The following is a 16,526-nucleotide window of genomic DNA, read 5'->3' as shown; positions in this document are numbered from 1 at the left end:
ACAACTCATCATCCACGATCCACGGCGCCGCCACGGCGAAACATACTGCACGACAGTGGGTCTCATCGCTACCTGACCGAACCTGTTAGGGGCTCTTATCACCGTCGTCGTCGAAGGCAGGCCCGGCTCGGCAATTGGTCCCGATCGAACTCGGGCCATCATGGCCGCACCAGCTGTTCGAGCAGAACCACTGTCGCGGGATCATGCAGCAGCCCCTTCCGTTCATGCCCGGCGCGTCGGTGCGGTCCGGTGTGTGGGCGTCGACTGGAGTGCTCGGACGACATCGGCCATGGCGTGGTCGTGATCGGGGTTTTCCGGCAGTGGGATGGCGATCCCGTGTGCGGTCGAGCCGAGGTGGTCGCGGATGGTCGAGGCGAGCTCGTCGTAACGGGCGGTGGGTACCAGTGCGTCGAGGACCTCGTCGGTCACTATGTCGGGTAGCCGCTGCCACTGGTCGCCGCGGACGAGTTCGGACAGTTCGTCTTGCAATCCGTGGAAACCGTTGCGTTCCAGCGCTCCACGGTAGGCGGGGGTGGAGTAGAGAAATGCGAAGAGCCGGCGTCGTCGCTCACGTTCGTGGCTGACGGCCTCGTCGGTGGCGCCGGTGATGACCTGCAGTCCGGCGACGATCTCGAAATCCGCCAGCGTCCGGGACGATTCGCGGGCTCCGGTGTCGAGAGCGGGAATACAGATAGTCGAAAGGTACTGCGGGTCCGAGTTGGTCGGGTGGGTCACCATTCCGTCCGCGCAAGCACCCGCTGCTTCGCAGATGCGCGGTCCGACTCCGCCGAGGTAGATCGGGGGTGTGGTGGTGCTGGGATCCGGGCCCGGATTGAAATACGGCTGCATCCTGGAAAATCGGTAGTGCTCGCCGTGGAAGGGAACCAGATCACCCGTGCGGAAGGTGTCGAAGGCCGCGCGCACCACCTCGACGTACTCCCGCATCCGGGTGGCCGGTGCGGCAGTCCACGGCATCGCGTAGCGGTCTTCGATATTCTGCCGGACCTGACTGCCGAGCCCGAGCTGGAACCGTCCGCCGGACAGCTTGGACAGGTCCCACGCCGTATAGGCGGTCAACAGTGGGCTACGGACGAACGCCAGCGCGACCGAAGTACGAACGACCAGGCGTTGTGTCGCTTGCAGGGCAGGCAGCGCGAGCAGGAACGGGTCGTGGACCGTCTCCGACACATGGATCCCGTCGAACCCGGCGGCCTCGGCGCGACGGGCGAGTCCACCGATCGCTGTCAGCGGCGTCGCCGCGTCGGTTCCTGCGTAGACCTTCATCCCGACATTCTGTAGCAGTCACCCTGGTTCGGGCTCGCTCACCTGAGGTGTCGTACTACGACACCACCATGCCCCGGGACTCACCCGCGCCCATGCCGGAACACTCACGCTCACCGCACGTTCCGGCGTCGGGCTGGTCGCGACTGTGCGGCTTCCGGTGCGATCGAGACGTTACGCGCACGGCCTCCTGCACGTCCCGTGCAGACTGGTCGTGCGATCGGCAGCGGTGATCTCCTGGAAGGTGAGTTGCCGTGATGGAGCGGCTCGCACCGCATCGGGACGAGATCATTGCTCTTGCACGGGAGCTGAAGCAGGGGGATCCGGACGATGGTGGTGCATGGTTCGCTGTGGTCCGCTATTTCAACGACGATGACGGCGAGGGAGAGGAGCTGGCTGGTGAGAGCCAGCTGCTGGGGTGGACACTCGAGTCGGAGGTGATCCGGTTCCTGGCAGAGGTCGATGCCGTCGTCGGTGTCGATGAATACAACTGAGCACCAACAAGTTCGGAACGGTCGACCGGTGTCGTGGTAGCTGCTCGAGGAACCTGTGCTGCCGGCGGCGCGGTTACGGCTGGTCCTGGTGGGCGGCGGCGGACAGGAAGGTCGGGAGTTGGTTGCCGGCGGCGGGGTCGGTGGCGGCGCTCGGCTCGCTGTCGTGCTGGGCGCTGAACAGCGGCATCGGTACGGCGCTGGTTGCGGACGGGTGTGGATCGGGCATGGCGTTCCCCCTCGGGTTGGTTGACATGAGCTGTGGTTTCGCCCAGCGCGGTGCGGCGCTTCGGGTGACCGGGCTCAGGAACGAGAGTAGCTCGTCGCGGTGACACTGCTTCGGTGGCGAGCAACTCGACGTCCCGAATGCCCGCGTGTTGATGCGGGTATCGCCGCCGCGGCCACCCTGTAACGGCTGACACCCCGGAACGCATACATCCCATGTATCAATCGCACACAACGATCGGAGACGGAATGCGATTCTCGGCTCGAGTGCTCGCGCTGTGCCTGGCAGCCCCCGCCGCGGCGGTAGCGCTCAGTGGGGTGGCGGCCGGGACCGCCGCCGCCGATCCCGGGTGTCAGGGTTCGATGAACGGTCCCTGGGCTTTCAACGGTCAGTGCCAGGGCGCACCGGGCACCTACCGCATCGAGGTCGACTGCCTCGGCTACGACTTCAGTGCGGGTCTGCCGGTCCTCGGTCAGTACACCGTGCGCCGTGATCTGCCCGTCGGTCAGTCGGCGACCGTCGGGTGTATCGGCCCCAACTGGTCCAGTGCGGGCTATGGCGTCGGCGGTCGCATCTTCCGCCTCTGAACCGCGCTGCCGGAGACGGTCTCGGACGTGGACCCGGTGAAATCCGGAGTCCACGTCCGCAATGATTCACTCTTTTCTGAATACAGAATCACATGTACTATTCGGGCATGGACACGATCATGGCTGTCGCGGCGCTGGTGCTGTATGTGATCTTCGGTGCGCTCGGGTTCGGGTGGCGCAGCTGGCGGCACTACGCCGCGACCGGGTCGTCCGGGTTCAAGGGTGTCAGCGGACGGCTCGGGTCGATGGAATGGCTGGCCGGGGCCGGGTTCGTGGTGGCGATCGTCAGCGGGCTCGCCGGGGTGGTGCTCCAGCTCACCGGGGCGGTGGAGCCGGTGACCGGCCTCCCGGTGCAGGTGCTGGGATTCGTGCTCGCGGTGGCGGGGATCGCGGCGACGTTGTTCGCGCAGAACCAGATGGGGGAATCCTGGCGGATCGGCGTCGACCCGGCGGAGACGACGACGCTGGTCCGCACCGGGGTGTTCGGGCTGGTGCGCAATCCGATCTTCACCGCCATGCTTGTCTTCGGCGCCGGAATCGCGCTGATCGTGCCCAACCCGGTCGCGCTGATCGCGTTCGTGCTCCTGGCGGTGACGATCGAACTGCAGGTCAGAGTGGTGGAGGAGCCGTATCTGGCGCGGGTGCACGGGCGTGCCTACGCGGACTACCGCGCCACGACCGGCCGGTTCGTGCCGCGCATCGGACTCGCCTGAATCAGGGTCATCCCCGATGGGCGGGTTCGCATCCTCGCGGCACACTGGGGAGAACCGAGGCCAGCGAAAGAGGCGCAGCAATGAAGCAGCCCACCAGTGAGCAGATCGCCGCCATCTTCGACAAGCATGCCCCGACCTACGACCAGCAGATCGGCTGGTTCGAGCGGGTCGTGCTCGGTGATGCCCGCGTCTGGGTGATCAGCCAGGCGCGCGGGCGGGTCGTCGAGATCGCCGTCGGGACCGGGCTCAACCTGCCGCACTACGGCGACGACGTCGACCACATCACCGGCATCGACATCTCCCCGCGCATGCTCGAAGTGGCCGAACGCCGCGCCCGGGCCCTCGGCCTCGCTCGCGCCGACCTGCGCCTGGGCGACGTCCAGGCCATCGATCTGCCCGACGAGTCGGTCGACACCGTCGTGTCCACCTACACCTTCTGCACCATCCCGGATCCCGGCCGCGCCACCGCCGAGGCCTTCCGCCTGCTGGTTCCCGGCGGCCGCTTCGTCCTCGCCGAGCACGGCCCGTCCACCTCGCTGCTCGGCCGCGCGGCGATGCGCGCGATGCAGCCCCTCGCGGTGCGTTTCTGCGCCGATCACCTGCTGCGCGACCCGGTCCCGTACCTGAAGGGCGCGGGCTTCGTCGTCGACGAACAGCACCGGACCGGCCGCGCGGGCATCACCTTCCGCATCCTCGCCCACAAACCGCTGTAGGTCTATGTCCTGATCTGTGGGGACCATGGCCTTTACGCACCGGGGTGCTGCCCAACACGGGGCTTTCGCCGCCCAGCTCGCTCGCGAATTCCCTGCGGTCACCGTCGATCCCGATCCGATCTTCGTGCGCAGTTCCGAGGCCGTGTGGGCCGCGGCGGGCGTCACCGCGGGCATCGATCTGGATGCCCCGCGCCAAGCGTGCGCCCATCCGCGGGGGGCAGGAGGTAATCGAGTCCGAACCCGCTGGGGCGCACAGTGTTTCCGTCCTCGCCCGCCGGGCGGCGATGAGCCCGCGGCAGTTGGTCCGTCCAGCTGCATCGGATCCTGCCCGCGGTGCAACTGCTGTGGACCGCCTCCATTCAGCGCGTGCGCGCCAGGGCCGGTCGCAAGCGCTGAGCCCGTCGACGCTGTCCAGCGAACGCCGCCGCCGGGACTACGGCTCGCGCAGCCCCCGGACGAGCAGTGCGGCAAGGTGCCGGGGGCGGTAGCGGGGGTTGTGTTCGCCGCCGATGCACAGGTTGCCGACGCCGCGCAGGAATTCGTAGGGGTCGACGCCGGGGGTGATCTCGCCGGCTTCAGCCGCGGCGTCGAGTAGCTGGGCGCAGGTGGGCAGGAGGCGGTCCAGGAAGTAGGTGTGCAGGGTTTCGAAGGCGGTGTCGTCGGACTGGAGTGCTTCGGCGAGACCGTGTTTGGTGACCAGGAAGTCGACGAAGCGGTCTATCCAGGCGGCCAGGGCGATGTGGGGGGATGTGCTGGTCGCCAGCAGGGCGGGGCCTGCCTCGGCGCAGGCTTCGACCTGGTGGCGATACACCGCGACGATGAGATCGGCCCTGGTGGGGAAGTGGCGGTAGATGGTGCCGACGCCGACGCCCGCGGCGGCGGCGATCTCGCGCACGGGGACGTCGACGCCCGAGGCGACGAAGGCCGCGGCGGCGGCGTCGAGCAGGGTTTGCTGATTGCGCCGGGCGTCGGCTCGTTTGCGGGGCGCCGCTGGCGTGCTGTCGTTGCCGGCCACTGGGTCGTCACCTCCGAGGTTGTAAAACGGAACGCTGTTCCGTATCTTGGTTATCGGAACATGGTTCCGTTTATTCAGGATGGCAGATCCGGGAGGAACAATCATGCAGTACCGCAATCTCGGCCGGACCGGCGTGCAGGTCAGCAGTCTGGCGCTGGGCGCGATGAACTTCGGCAAGCTCGGCGGTTCGACCCAGGACGAGGTCACCGCCCTGGTGGACGCCGCGCTCGCGGGCGGTATCAATCTGATCGACACCGCCGACATGTACGGTCAGGGCGAATCGGAGGAACTGGTCGGCAAGGCCATCGCGGGCCGCCGCGACGACCTGGTGCTGGCCACCAAGGCGGGACTGCCGATGGGCGAGGAGCGCAATCGCCGCGGCGGATCACGGCGCTGGCTGGTCACCGCGCTCGAGGACAGCCTGCGCCGCCTCGACGTCGACCACATCGACATCTACCAGCTGCACCGCTGGGACCCGGGCGCCGGCGACGAGGAGACCCTGTCCGCGCTGACCGACCTGCAACGGGCGGGCAAGATCCGCTACTTCGGCACGTCGACCTTCCCGGCGTACCGGCTGGTCCAGGCGCAATGGGCGGCGCGCGAGCACGGCCTGAGCCGGTATGTCACCGAGCAGCCTGCGTACTCGATCCTGCAGCGCGGCATCGAATCCCACGTCCTGCCGGTCACCCAGGAATACGGGCTCGGCGTGCTCGTGTGGAGCCCGCTGGCGTCCGGCTGGCTCTCCGGCGCGATCCGCGCGGGCCGTGCGATCACCGCGCACCGCGCGAGCTTCCTGCCGCACCGTTTCGACAGCGCGATCCCTGCCAATCAGGCCAAGCTGGCCGCCGTCGAACAACTCGCCGCGCTCGCCGACCGCGCCGGGCTGACGATGATCCAGCTCGCCCTCGGTTTCGTCACCGCGCATCCGGGTGTCACCAGCGCGATCATCGGACCCCGCACCATGGACCACCTGCGTTCCCAGCTCGCGGCCGCCGACACCGTCCTGCCCGCCGAGGTCCTCGACGCGATCGACGAGATCGTGGCACCCGGCATCGACCTCGCGCCGGACGAGAAGCACGACACCCCACCGGCCCTGCTCGACGCCGCCTTGCGCCGCCGCTGAGCGAACCAGGGCGCTGCACCGGCGCGGTCGCGGTCAGTGATCGGCGGTGATCCAGGCCAGCGCGGGTTCTTTCGGCGCCGAGGGTGGCTCCGGCCGGACCGTGAGGACGCGTTCGCGGTGGTGTTCCTCGTGCAGGTCCTGGCGGCGCGCGTGCAGCAGGTGGGCCAGCGTGACCACACCGACCACGCGGGTGGGGTCGGTGCGGTCGACCACCACCGTGCGGGTGATGTCGTGGGTGGCCAGGACATTGACGACCTCGCGCAGGGTGTCGTCGGGGTGGACGACACCGCGCGCCGCGGTGGTGGCGTCGCTGACGATGCCGCCGTGACAGCTCACCAGTGCCCGGTGCGTGGTGACCCCGATCAGCTGTCCGGCGCGATCGGCCACCGGATACAGGTTCGCCTCGCGGACCTGCGGCAGCACCGCGCGGACCGGTTCGTCACCGTGCAGGACGAGTGGGTGCTCGGCCATCACCTCGTGCACGAAGAACGTTTCCAGGGGGTCGGTGGTGTATTCGCGCGTCAGGTGGACGCGGCGGCGGGCGATCTTCTCGGTGAGGACCGACCGCTTGAGCAGCAGCGCCGAGACCGCGTACGCCGAGACCGACGCCACGATCATCGGAACCAGACCGTTCCAGGCGTGGGTCAATTCCATCGTGAACACGATGCCGGTGAGCGGGGAGCGCATCACCCCGCCGACGACGGCCGCCAGCCCGCACATCGCCCAGAATCCGGGCGAGACCTCCGGCAGCAGCCCCCCTTCGGCGGCGCCGAGGGCAGCGCCGATCATGAACACCGGCGCCAGCACGCCACCGGAGGTCCCCGATCCCAGCGACAGCGCCCAGATCGTGGTCTTGACCACGAGGATGCCCACGATGAGCGACATCGTGGCCTCCCCGGCCAGCAGCTGTTCGATCACGTCGTAGCCGACACCGAGCGCGCGCGGCTCGATCAGCCCGCCGATCCCGATGATCAGACCGCCCAGGGCAGGCCACCACATCCAGTGGATCGGCAGCCGGGCGAAGGCGTCCTCGGACTTGTAGACCAGCGCGGTCACCGCGATGGCGAGCAGGCCGCCGGTGATGCCGGGCACCAGGGCGAGCGAGTCCGCCAGCGGTCCCGGCGCGCTCAGCGCCGGCATGTCGAACACCGGGCCGGTGCCGAGCAGGAACCCGCGGCAGATGGTGCCGACGACGACCGCCGCGGCGACCGGGATGAAACTGCGTGGCCGCCACTCGAACAGCAGCAGCTCCACCGCGAGCAGGATCGCGGCCAGTGGCGCGTTGAAGGTCGCGGCCATGCCGCTGGCCGCCCCGGCGACCAGCAGGGTCTTGCGTTCGTCGGCGGTGAGGGCGAGCAGCTGGGCGGTGATCGAGCCGACCGCGCCGCCGGTCATGATGATCGGCCCCTCGGCGCCGAACGGGCCGCCGGTGCCGATGCTGATCGCCGAGGACACTGGTTTGAGCACCGCGACCCGGGGCGCCACCCGGCTGCCGCCGGTGAGGATGGCCTCGATCGCCTCCGGCATGCCGTGGCCACGGATCTTCTCCGAGCCGTAGCGGGCCATCAACCCGATCACCAGCCCGCCTGCGACCGGCGCGAACAACACCAGCCACCACGGGTGCGGTGCGGCGCTCGGCGCGATCATCTCGGTCGCGACGCGCTGATAGAACACCAGGTTGGTGATCAGGCCGATCAGCTGCAGCAGCGCGTACGCGACCACCGCCGACAACGCGCCGACGACCAGGGCGAGCGCGGTGATCAGGAGAACACGCGGCCGCAGCTGGAAATCGCCGAGATGGGTGGCATGCGGGGCAGCGTCGGCATGACCCGAACCGCGACGCGCTAACAATTGCATATGGCAATAGTTGCTATAGGCAATGCTTCGCGTCAAATCGCGGCGGCCTCAGAGCTGGTAGCTGTCCAGATCGACGCCGGGATGCGGCTCGCCGCCCGCGGTGCTGAACGCGGTCAGCGCCCGCACCAGTCCGGCCCGGTCCGGGGCGGGCATCCGGGCCACCACGGCCGCGATCTCCTGGCGCCGATGGGCGACCACGGCCTGCACCGCCGCGGCGCCGCGCCTGGTCAGCTCGATGACGAGCTCGCGCCGGGACTCGGGATTCGGACGGCGCTCGACCAGACCGGCGACCACCAGCCGCTCGACCATCCGCGCCGCTGTCGACGGCTGGACTTCGAGCACACTGGCGAGGGTGGCGGCCTTCGACGGCCCCCGGGTGGCCAGGATCATCAAAGTACGGAACTGCGGCAGGGTGATGGATTCGTCGACCTGGGCCAGCGAACGCGCCGACAACGCCACCAGTAGTCGCGAGGCGGCCAGCAGCGCGTCGGTGACCTCGTCGACCGACTCCTCGACCGCCACACCGTCCTGGGCCACAGGTGCCTCCCGCACTGATTCTTCGCCGGTTCCCGTCATCTCGTCGCGTCCATCCTGCCGCGTCCGCGCGGCATCGCCAATTTCGCGAGTCCGGAGCCGGCGTGCTGTGTGCTCGGTCCCGGCCGCCACGGACGCCGTTCTCGCATCCGTGGCTCCCGGCCGGTCAGTGCCCGCGCGCGATCCAGTCGGCCAGTGCCGGTTTCTCGGCGCCGATGGTGGTGGTGTCGCCGTGGCCGGTGTGCACCGTGGTGTCCTCGGGGAGGGTGAGCAGGCGGTCGCGGATGGAATCGATGATGGTGCCGAAATCGGAGAACGACCGGCCGGTGGCGCCGGGGCCGCCTGCGAAGAGGGTGTCGCCGGTGAGCAGCGCCGACAGCTCGGGCAGGTGCAGGGAGACCGAGCCGGGGGAGTGGCCGGGGGTGTGCAGGATGTCGATGTCGGTGCCCGCCACCGTGATCCGGTGGGTGTCGGCCAGGGAGCGGTAGCCGGCCTCGGGGTGGGTCATCCGCCACAGCGGCTCGTCGCCGGGGTGCAGCAGCACGGGGGCGTCGAGGCGTTCGGCGAGTTGCGGGGCGACGGTCACATGGTCGTTGTGGCCGTGGGTGCACAGGATCGCGGTGACGTGGCGGTTGCCCACGGCCGCGGCGATGGCGTCGGCGTCGTGGGCGGCGTCGACGACGAGCACCTCGGTGTCGTCGCCGATCAGCCACACATTGTTGTCGACATCCCAGGTGCCGCCGTCGAGCGCGAAAGTGCCCGAGGTGACCACACGTTCGATGCGGGCGCTCACCAGACCACCACCGACCGCAGCACCTTGCCCTCGCCCATCGCGGCGAAGGACTGCTCGACCTGGTCGAGACCGATGCGTTCGGTGACGAACCGGTCCAGCGGCAGCCTGCCCTGGCGATGCAGGTCGATCAGCATCGGGAAGTCACGTTCGGGCAGGCAGTCGCCGTACCAGGACGATTTGAGCGCGCCACCGTGCGAGAACAGGTCGATCAGCGGCATGTCCAGGGTCATCTCCGGGGTCGGGACGCCGACGAGCACCACGGTGCCTGCCAGGTCGCGGCCGTAGAAGGCCTGCTTCCAGGTCTCGGGCCTGCCGACGGCATCGATCACCACGTCGGCGCCGAAACCGCCGGTCAGGTCCTTGATCTGTTCGACCACGTCACCGCTGGTGGCGTCGATGGTGTGGGTGGCGCCGAAATCCTTGGCCCACTCCAGTTTCCGGGGATCGCGATCGATGGCGATGATCGTGCCCGCGCCCGCGAGGTAGGCGCCGGCGATCGCCGCGTCGCCGACACCGCCGCAGCCGATCACCGCGACGCTGTCACCACGCGAGACCGCGCCGGTGTTCACCGCGGCTCCGATGCCGGCCATCACGCCGCAGCCGAGCAGGCCGGCCACTGCCGGGTCGGTCTCGGGATCGACCTTGGTGCACTGCTTTTCGTGCACGAGGGTCTTGTCGGCGAACGCGCCGACACCGAGTGCCGGGGTGAGCGGGGTGCCGTCGGTGAGCGTCATCGGGACGCTGGCGTTGTGGGTGTCGAAGCAGTACCACGGCCGCCCGCGGCGACAGGCCCGGCATTCCCCGCACACCGCGCGCCAGTTGAGCACCACGTAGTCGCCCACCTCGACGTGGCTGACGGCCGAGCCCGCCGACTCGACGACACCGGCGGCCTCGTGGCCGAGCAGGAACGGGAACTCGTCGTTGATCCCGCCCTCGCGATAGTGCAGGTCGGTGTGGCAGACCCCGCATGCCTGCACGCGGACGACCACATCGTGTGGCCCGGGGTCGGGAATCACGATGTCGACCGTTTCGACCGGCGCGTCTTTCGCGCGGGCGATGACTCCGCGAACGGTGTCGGGCATGCGGACCTCCTCAGTATCGACGTCTGGGGTCAACGCTAGCCGGTCGAGCGCGGCGGGATCGGCTGGATCGGCGATCGGGCCGATCCGCCATAGATGGCGTCGATGGTGGCGATCGGTGTTGCGTCCTGGACGCGGTCGTGCGGCGTGGGCACCGTGGAGGAGACCAAGCAGAGGAGATCGAGATGAATGTTCGTGGCACCCGCGTGGCCGTGCTCGCGCTGGCGGTTCTCGCGGTGGGTGTCGGCGCCTGTTCCGCCGACCCGGACGCGCCCGCCGCGGCCACTCCGTCCACGACCGCGGCCGTGTCCACCCCGGCCGCAACGCCGACCACCCGGCAACTCGATCACCGCCTCGACGCCGACCTGTACGCGGCGGCCGCCGATAACGACGCCGCCCGCGTCCGCGACCTGATCGCGCGCGGCGCCGACCTGGAATCCCGGGGCGCCAACGACCGGACCCCGCTGGTCGCGGCCACCAAGAACCAGGCGACCGAGGCCGCGGTGGCCCTGATCGAGGCGGGCGCGGATGTGAACGCGAAGGATGATCTACAGGATTCGGCCTACCTCTACGCCGGGGCCGAGGGATACGACGAGATCCTGGCCGCCACCCTGAGCCACGGCGCCGACCTGCGCAGCCTCAACCGCTACGGCGGCACCGCGCTCATTCCGGCGAGCGAGCACGCGCATGTGAGTACGGTGCGGACGCTGATCGCGGCGGGCGTGGACGTCAACCACGTCAATACGCCGCAGTGGACGGCGTTGCAGGAGGCGATCGTCTACGGCGACGGCTCGCAGCGCTACCAGGAGACGGTGCGCGCTCTGCTCGACGCGGGCGCCGACCCGCAGATCCGCGATGCGCAGGGCCGCACCGCCTTACAGAACGCCGAACGGCTGGACCAGGACGCGATCGTGGCCCTGCTGCGCTGACTCAGCCATGGCACGCGACTCGTTGACCAGGGCTGATCGTCGATGCGGCGATCGTCTTCCTCGACGACGGACTGAACATGCGCAGTCTCGGCCGTCACCTACCAGTCCGGCCGACCGCGCCGGCCGTGCGTCAACCCGCCTGACGCAGCACTATTCGGCGGCGCGGCCGATCCGGCCCAGAACAGCGCCGACCACCAGGCAGGCACTGTCGACCACCTCGCACAGCGGCGCGCGATAGCCGTCGAGCACCCATTTCTGGGCGATGATCAAGATCGCGCCGACCAGTCCGAACAGCATCGTGCGCACGCTGACCGTGGGATGCGCCGCGAGGTCGACGTGCGGGGTGATCAGCGCCAGGCAGATGTCGACCAGCGTGTCGAGCACGTCGTGATAGGCGCGGTCGACCGCCGGACTCACGCCGAGGATCTCGAAGAACCCGATCCGGGGGACCCGCGGGTCGTCCTGGATGAGCTGGAAGTACGCGGTGATCGCGACGCGCACCTGGGTGTCGAGGTCGGCGTCGGCGTCGGCCAGGCCAAGATGGATCGCCTCGACCATCCGCGCGGCTATCTCCCGATACACCTCGAGCAGCAGATCCTCGCTGTCGGCGAAGGATTCGTAGAAGTAGCGCTTGCCCACCCCGGCGCTCACGCAGATCGCGGTCACTGTGGTGTTGCGGTAGCCCTCGGTGCCGAAGGACTCGGTCGCGGCCTCGATGAGCCGGGCGCGGCGATCCTGTTGACGTTGCCCCGGTGCGGCACCCCGGTAACGGCGACCGGCGGTGTCGCGTTCGGCCACTGTCACATCATCGATTCTGGCAGGCGATGGGTGCGGTGTGGCGGCTGGCGCCGAATTCGAGTGGCCGAGAACATGTTCTTGCGATCGTCCGTGACGCACGCTACGTTACTGTCCGGTACGGGAACGTCGTGGTTCCCGATGGTGGAGGGCTGAGACCGAAGCATGATCAAACATCGTGGGCGGTTTGCCGCGCTGGTGGCAACCGTCGTCGTATTCGCGGGCGCGGTCGCGTCCGCCCCGGTAGGGCAGGCGGCGCCGGCCGCGGAGGGGCTCGACGCGCAGTTCGTCGCCACCCACAACGGGCCGCAGGAATACCCGAACGTCTTCATCGAATGGGACGTGCCCATCACGATGAGCGACGGCACGGTATTGAAAGCCAACGTCTATCACCCGGCGGGCGCCGACGGTCAGCCGATCACCGAGCCGACGCCGACGATCGTCAACATGACGCCCTACACCAAGCTGGTGTCCAACCTCGCCGACTCGGCGCTGTCGGTCCCCGGCCTGTCGGAGGTGCTGCTGCCGATCCTGCAGAACCTGGACTTCTCCGCGTTCGGTTTCAGCAGCCTCAGCGACATGATGAACGCGCTGCCCGGCGGCGCGGCCCGCACCTTCGGCGTCGACCGGAATCTGATCCGCGGCGGGTACACCCAGGTCGTCGTCGACGTGCGCGGCACCGGGTTCTCGCAGGGCACCTGGCAGGTGTTCGGTGAACGCGAACAGCTCGACGGACCCGAGGTCGTCGAATGGGCCGCCGCGCAGAGCTGGTCCAACGGCAAGATCGGCATGAGCGGCATCTCCTATTCGGGGATCAACCAGCTGCACACCGCGCAGCGTCACCCCGAGGCGCTCAAAGCGATCTTCCCGGTCGTGCCCGGCAGCGACCTGATCCGCGACGTCGCCGCCCCCGGTGGCGCGCTCGGTATCGGCTTCATCCCGACCTGGCTGCTGGCCGTCGACGGCGCCAAGCTGCTGCCGGACCTGGTCTCCATCTTCACCGGCAAGTTCGACTGGACCTGGCTGGGCGACCGCATCCGCGACCCGTTCACCTTCTTCAATGTGCTCATCGCGGCGCTGACCACGCCGACCGTCGATCAGATCCCGCCGGAGATGGCCGCGATCCTCGACGACGACAGCCCGCTGCGCACCGCCTGGGTCGGGCAGCCCGACCAGGTCGAGGTGCCGACCTTCCTCTACGGCGGCTGGCACGACATCTTCACCTACTCGACTCCGCGCATCTACAACGCGGTGAATGTGCCCGCCGAGCAGAAGAAGCTCATCATGGACGATGTCTACCACGTGACGGTGAGCTCGGGGCTGGGCAAGCCGGGGGCGCCCGCGCCGCTGGAATCGTTGCAGCGCGCCTGGTTCGACAAGTGGCTCAAGGGTATCGACAACGGGATCGACCGCTACGACCCGGTCACCCTGTGGCAGCAGGGCAGCGAGCAGTGGACCCGCGATGTCGCCTTCCCGCGCCCCGGCATGGAGTACCGGCGCATGTATCTCGACGGCGCGCCGTCCGGGACCGCGCCGGGTGCCCGCTACGACGGCAGCCTGGTCACCGCGCCCGGTGGGGCACAGCGGGTTTCGGTCGATCCGAGCCTGACCACCATCTGCTCGCGCGATGCCGCGCAGGGCACGGCCGGGCTGGTTCCGCTGCCCGACATCTGCGCGAAGGACGCCCGGATCAGCGAGGGCGCCGCGCTGACGTTCACCACCGCGCCGGTGACCCAGCCGACCCGGATCTCCGGTGAGATCGCCGCGCACCTGAACACCGTGCTCGACGCCACCGACGGCTACTGGACGGTGACGGTCAACGACGTCGCCCCCGACGGCACCTCCACGGTGTGGACGCAGGGTCAGCTGATGGCCTCGCTGCGCGCGGTCGACGAGTCGAAGTCGCGGCGCTCGCCCAACGGCGACTACACCGACCCGTACCCGTATCTCACCCTGGACACCCGCCAGCCGATCGTGCCGGGTGAGCCGACCACGGTCGACATCGGCATCCGGGCCACCGACGGCGTGCTGCAGCCGGGTCACCGGCTCCGGGTCGACGTGTTCGCCGGCAACTTCCCCAGCGGAATCCCGCTGCGGCCGTTGCTGAACGAGAGCGGCCTGCGCACCCAGCATCTCGAGCTCGACCCGGCTCGCCCGAGCTGGATCAATATCCCGCTGGACACCGATCCCGGCTGGTGACCACCCCGCCACACGCCCCGCTGCGCACCGTCGCGGCGGGGCGTGTGGCATTTCCGCACCAAGATAGATGTTACTTCAAATACTACATAGATGTATCATTGCCCTACCGCATGGAAAGGCGCAGATGGCGCCCGGCGCCCGGGTGGGTGCCGTGCGGGGAGGACTAGGAGTACCGATGAAGTTACTTCGCTGGGGCGCGCCGCATCCGGAGACCGATCCGGGACAGGTCGCCCTGCATGCGCGGAATGTGCGTTTCGACTGGTCGGACGTGGCGCTGCAGTGGATGCCCGCCGAACCGATCGCCGGACATCTGATCAGCGCGCTGAACATGCTGCTGCCCGAAGGCGAGCGCATGTTCATCGTCACCTATCGCGAAGCGCTGCCCTACGTCAAGGACGAGAAGCTGCGCGAGGACATGCTCGGCTTCATCGGGCAGGAATCCATGCACGCCGAGACCCATCAGAAGGTCCTGCACGACGTGTTCGCCGCCAACGACATCGACAGCGGACCGTACGTGCGGCAGATGGAGTACCTGTTCCGCAAGACGCTCGGCCCGCGCGGCGGCGACGATCACGCCGCCCGGCAGATGCTGGTCGAACGGCTCGCGTTCATCGCCTGCCTCGAGCACTTCTTCGCCTGGCTCGGCGACTGGGTCATCAATGCCGAGCTGGAGAAGTTCGGTGCCGACCCGCGCATGGCCGACCTGTTCCGCTGGCACGGCGCCGAGGAGGTCGAGCACCGCAATGTCGCCCATGATGTCGCCGAGTACTTCGGCGTCGGCTACGCGCGGCGCTGCGCCTCGATGACGCTGGTCTTCCCGATCTTCCTGGTGCTGCTGGTGCGCGGCGCGCGGTTCCTGGTGCAGCAGGACCCGAACCTGCCCGACCGCGGCTATCTGCGGCTGCTCGCCGGTGTGTTCGCGGCGATGTGGCGCGGTGCGCTGCCCGGCCTGCCGTCGCTGCTGCGCAGCGCGCTGTCGACCTTCCAGCCCGGCTACACCCCGGAGAGCGTCGGCTCGACCGCGCAGGCCGTCGCCTACCTGGCGTCCTCGCCCGCGGCCCGCGCGGCGGCCTCGTGACCACCCGCGACATCCCCGAGACGCTGCCCGCCGACCTCTACGGCAAGCATCGCCACGATCCCGGGATCCGGATCCTGGACGCCATCGCCACGGCCCGGCTGCGCTGGAGCACGCTGGCCAACCGCCGCGACCTGCGGCCGCGCGTCGACGACGGCCGCTTCCCGGTGGTCGTCACCGAACGCCGGATCGAGGCACACGACCAGGACGTGGTGAGCCTGCGCCTGTCGGCCCCCGACGGGCGCGTGCTGCCGCGCTGGCGCCCCGGCGCCCACCTCGATCTGGAACTGCCCTCGGGCCGGCTGCGGCAGTACTCGCTGTGCGGCGACCCCGCCGACGAACGCTCCTACCGGATCGCCGTGCGCCGCATCCCCGACGGTGGCGGCGGCTCCAACGAAGTGCACGACGAACTGCCCGTCGGTAGCGAATTCGTGGTCCGTGGCCCGCGCAATGCCTTCCCGTTCGCGGTGCCCGGGCACGGATCACCCGCCCAGCGGCTGCATTTCGTCGCCGGCGGCATCGGCATCACGCCGATCCTGCCGATGGCGCGCCTGGCGCATCGCCTCGACCTGCCGTGGACGCTGGTCTACAGCGGCCGCAGCCGCGACACCATCCCGTTCCTGGCCGAACTGGAAAGCTTCGGTGAGCGGGTCACCGTCCGCACCGACGACGAACACGGCCTGCCCGGCGCGGCCGACCTGCTGCCCGGCGTCGGCGCGGGCACCGCCGTCTACGCCTGCGGCCCCACCCCGATGACCTCGGCGATCGTCGCCGCCGTCCGTGCCGTCCCCGAGGTGGAACTGCACTTCGAGCGGTTCTCGCCGCCGCCGGTCGTCGACGGCACCCCGTTCGAGATCGAATTCGCCGCCAGCGGCACCGTGATCACCGTGCCCGCCGACCGCACCGTGCTCGACGCCATCCTCGACGCGCGCCCCGACCAGCCCTACTCGTGCAGGCAGGGTTTCTGCCGCACCTGTGTGGTGCGGGTGCGCTCGGGCGAACCCGACCATCGGGAGTCCGTGCTCTCCGATGCCGACCACGCGGCGGGCGCCATGCTCGCCTGCGTATCCCGTTCCCACGGTGAGCGATTGGTGCTCGACCTGTGAGTCCGCTTCC

17 protein-coding genes are annotated in these 16,526 nt (G+C 69.2%); 9 read left to right on the top strand and 8 right to left on the bottom strand.

Annotated elements, in window-relative coordinates; translation table 11 throughout:
- Positions 1 to 222: 222 nt before the first annotated feature.
- A complete protein-coding gene (locus tag ACFXK0_RS22765; RefSeq protein ID WP_379412669.1) occupies positions 223 to 1,284 on the bottom strand; it encodes a TIGR03617 family F420-dependent LLM class oxidoreductase in 1,062 nt (353 codons plus the stop codon).
- 251 nt (positions 1,285 to 1,535) lie between these two features.
- Between ACFXK0_RS22765 and ACFXK0_RS22760 the strand changes: the two genes are divergently transcribed.
- Positions 1,536 to 1,775, top strand: coding sequence for a hypothetical protein (locus tag ACFXK0_RS22760; protein WP_379412668.1), 240 nt, complete (start codon positions 1,536 to 1,538; stop codon positions 1,773 to 1,775).
- A gap of 73 nt (positions 1,776 to 1,848) precedes the next feature.
- On the opposite strand, the gene ACFXK0_RS22755 is transcribed toward ACFXK0_RS22760, so the two are convergent.
- A complete protein-coding gene (locus tag ACFXK0_RS22755; RefSeq protein WP_379412667.1) occupies positions 1,849 to 2,001 on the bottom strand; it encodes a hypothetical protein in 153 nt (50 codons plus the stop codon).
- A 245-nt stretch (positions 2,002 to 2,246) separates the two neighbouring features.
- Between ACFXK0_RS22755 and ACFXK0_RS22750 the strand changes: the two genes are divergently transcribed.
- From ACFXK0_RS22750 to ACFXK0_RS22740, 3 genes are all read left to right on the top strand, one after another.
- A complete protein-coding gene (locus ACFXK0_RS22750) occupies positions 2,247 to 2,585 on the top strand; it encodes a hypothetical protein (RefSeq protein ID WP_379412666.1) in 339 nt (112 codons plus the stop codon).
- Between the two features lie 119 nt (positions 2,586 to 2,704).
- Positions 2,705 to 3,298: a methyltransferase family protein gene (locus tag ACFXK0_RS22745; protein ID WP_379412677.1), complete on the top strand. Its 594-nt coding sequence runs from the start codon at positions 2,705 to 2,707 to the stop codon at positions 3,296 to 3,298.
- An 80-nt stretch (positions 3,299 to 3,378) separates the two neighbouring features.
- The gene (locus ACFXK0_RS22740; RefSeq protein ID WP_379412664.1) at positions 3,379 to 4,011 is read left to right on the top strand and encodes a class I SAM-dependent methyltransferase; all 633 of its coding nucleotides are present in this window, start codon (positions 3,379 to 3,381) and stop codon (positions 4,009 to 4,011) included.
- A 433-nt stretch (positions 4,012 to 4,444) separates the two neighbouring features.
- Here the strand turns inward: ACFXK0_RS22740 and ACFXK0_RS22735 are convergent, their stop codons facing one another.
- Positions 4,445 to 5,026, bottom strand: coding sequence for a TetR/AcrR family transcriptional regulator (locus tag ACFXK0_RS22735; protein ID WP_379412663.1), 582 nt, complete (start codon positions 5,024 to 5,026; stop codon positions 4,445 to 4,447).
- A gap of 103 nt (positions 5,027 to 5,129) precedes the next feature.
- Between ACFXK0_RS22735 and ACFXK0_RS22730 the strand changes: the two genes are divergently transcribed.
- A complete protein-coding gene (locus tag ACFXK0_RS22730) occupies positions 5,130 to 6,149 on the top strand; it encodes an aldo/keto reductase (RefSeq protein ID WP_379412661.1) in 1,020 nt (339 codons plus the stop codon).
- Positions 6,150 to 6,182: 33 nt separating this feature from the next.
- On the opposite strand, the gene ACFXK0_RS22725 is transcribed toward ACFXK0_RS22730, so the two are convergent.
- From ACFXK0_RS22725 to ACFXK0_RS22710, 4 genes are all read right to left on the bottom strand, one after another.
- Positions 6,183 to 8,006, bottom strand: coding sequence for a chloride channel protein (locus ACFXK0_RS22725; RefSeq protein WP_379412660.1), 1,824 nt, complete (start codon positions 8,004 to 8,006; stop codon positions 6,183 to 6,185).
- A gap of 48 nt (positions 8,007 to 8,054) precedes the next feature.
- On the bottom strand, positions 8,055 to 8,543 hold the full coding sequence (locus ACFXK0_RS22720; RefSeq protein ID WP_379412658.1) for a MarR family winged helix-turn-helix transcriptional regulator: 489 nt from the start codon (positions 8,541 to 8,543) through the stop codon (positions 8,055 to 8,057).
- A 163-nt stretch (positions 8,544 to 8,706) separates the two neighbouring features.
- Positions 8,707 to 9,333, bottom strand: a complete 627-nt coding sequence (locus tag ACFXK0_RS22715) for an MBL fold metallo-hydrolase (RefSeq protein ID WP_379412656.1) — start codon at positions 9,331 to 9,333, stop codon at positions 8,707 to 8,709.
- Complete coding sequence (locus ACFXK0_RS22710; protein WP_379412655.1) at positions 9,330 to 10,415, bottom strand: S-(hydroxymethyl)mycothiol dehydrogenase; 1,086 nt, start codon at positions 10,413 to 10,415, stop codon at positions 9,330 to 9,332. Before ACFXK0_RS22710 ends, ACFXK0_RS22715 begins: the two co-directional genes overlap by 4 nt.
- 182 nt (positions 10,416 to 10,597) lie before the next feature.
- Here ACFXK0_RS22710 and ACFXK0_RS22705 point away from each other — a divergent pair, with 182 nt between their 5' ends.
- A complete protein-coding gene (locus ACFXK0_RS22705; RefSeq protein ID WP_379412654.1) occupies positions 10,598 to 11,341 on the top strand; it encodes an ankyrin repeat domain-containing protein in 744 nt (247 codons plus the stop codon).
- Between the two features lie 150 nt (positions 11,342 to 11,491).
- Here ACFXK0_RS22705 and ACFXK0_RS22700 read toward each other — a convergent pair whose 3' ends face one another.
- Positions 11,492 to 12,145, bottom strand: coding sequence for a TetR/AcrR family transcriptional regulator (locus ACFXK0_RS22700; protein WP_379412652.1), 654 nt, complete (start codon positions 12,143 to 12,145; stop codon positions 11,492 to 11,494).
- A 156-nt stretch (positions 12,146 to 12,301) separates the two neighbouring features.
- Between ACFXK0_RS22700 and ACFXK0_RS22695 the strand changes: the two genes are divergently transcribed.
- From ACFXK0_RS22695 to ACFXK0_RS22685, 3 genes are all read left to right on the top strand, one after another.
- Entirely contained in the window at positions 12,302 to 14,335 is a 2,034-nt protein-coding gene (locus ACFXK0_RS22695; RefSeq protein WP_379412651.1) for a CocE/NonD family hydrolase, read from the top strand.
- A 175-nt stretch (positions 14,336 to 14,510) separates the two neighbouring features.
- On the top strand, positions 14,511 to 15,413 hold the full coding sequence (locus tag ACFXK0_RS22690) for a metal-dependent hydrolase (RefSeq protein WP_379412650.1): 903 nt from the start codon (positions 14,511 to 14,513) through the stop codon (positions 15,411 to 15,413).
- A complete protein-coding gene (locus ACFXK0_RS22685) occupies positions 15,410 to 16,516 on the top strand; it encodes a PDR/VanB family oxidoreductase (RefSeq protein ID WP_379412649.1) in 1,107 nt (368 codons plus the stop codon). The genes ACFXK0_RS22690 and ACFXK0_RS22685 overlap by 4 nt, the downstream gene beginning before the upstream one ends.
- Positions 16,517 to 16,526: the final 10 nt, after the last annotated feature.

Source organism: Nocardia sp. NPDC059177 (assembly GCF_042755165.1).
In the GTDB taxonomy this organism is placed as follows: domain Bacteria; phylum Actinomycetota; class Actinomycetes; order Mycobacteriales; family Mycobacteriaceae; genus Nocardia.
This window is presented reverse-complemented; position numbering and strand designations above follow the sequence as displayed.

What these genes read in the sequence shown, in the direction of transcription:
- ACFXK0_RS22765 (WP_379412669.1), bottom strand. Translation starts at nt 1,284, where the DNA reads ATGAAGGTCTACGCAGGAACCGACGCGGCGACGCCGCTGACAGCGATC.
- ACFXK0_RS22755 (WP_379412667.1), bottom strand. Translation starts at nt 2,001, where the DNA reads ATGCCCGATCCACACCCGTCCGCAACCAGCGCCGTACCGATGCCGCTG.
- ACFXK0_RS22750 (WP_379412666.1), top strand. Translation starts at nt 2,247, where the DNA reads ATGCGATTCTCGGCTCGAGTGCTCGCGCTGTGCCTGGCAGCCCCCGCC.
- ACFXK0_RS22745 (WP_379412677.1), top strand. Translation starts at nt 2,705, where the DNA reads ATGGCTGTCGCGGCGCTGGTGCTGTATGTGATCTTCGGTGCGCTCGGG.
- ACFXK0_RS22740 (WP_379412664.1), top strand. Translation starts at nt 3,379, where the DNA reads ATGAAGCAGCCCACCAGTGAGCAGATCGCCGCCATCTTCGACAAGCAT.
- ACFXK0_RS22730 (WP_379412661.1), top strand. Translation starts at nt 5,130, where the DNA reads ATGCAGTACCGCAATCTCGGCCGGACCGGCGTGCAGGTCAGCAGTCTG.
- ACFXK0_RS22725 (WP_379412660.1), bottom strand. Translation starts at nt 8,006, where the DNA reads ATGCAATTGTTAGCGCGTCGCGGTTCGGGTCATGCCGACGCTGCCCCG.
- ACFXK0_RS22710 (WP_379412655.1), bottom strand. Translation starts at nt 10,415, where the DNA reads ATGCCCGACACCGTTCGCGGAGTCATCGCCCGCGCGAAAGACGCGCCG.
- ACFXK0_RS22705 (WP_379412654.1), top strand. Translation starts at nt 10,598, where the DNA reads ATGAATGTTCGTGGCACCCGCGTGGCCGTGCTCGCGCTGGCGGTTCTC.
- ACFXK0_RS22695 (WP_379412651.1), top strand. Translation starts at nt 12,302, where the DNA reads ATGATCAAACATCGTGGGCGGTTTGCCGCGCTGGTGGCAACCGTCGTC.
- ACFXK0_RS22690 (WP_379412650.1), top strand. Translation starts at nt 14,511, where the DNA reads ATGAAGTTACTTCGCTGGGGCGCGCCGCATCCGGAGACCGATCCGGGA.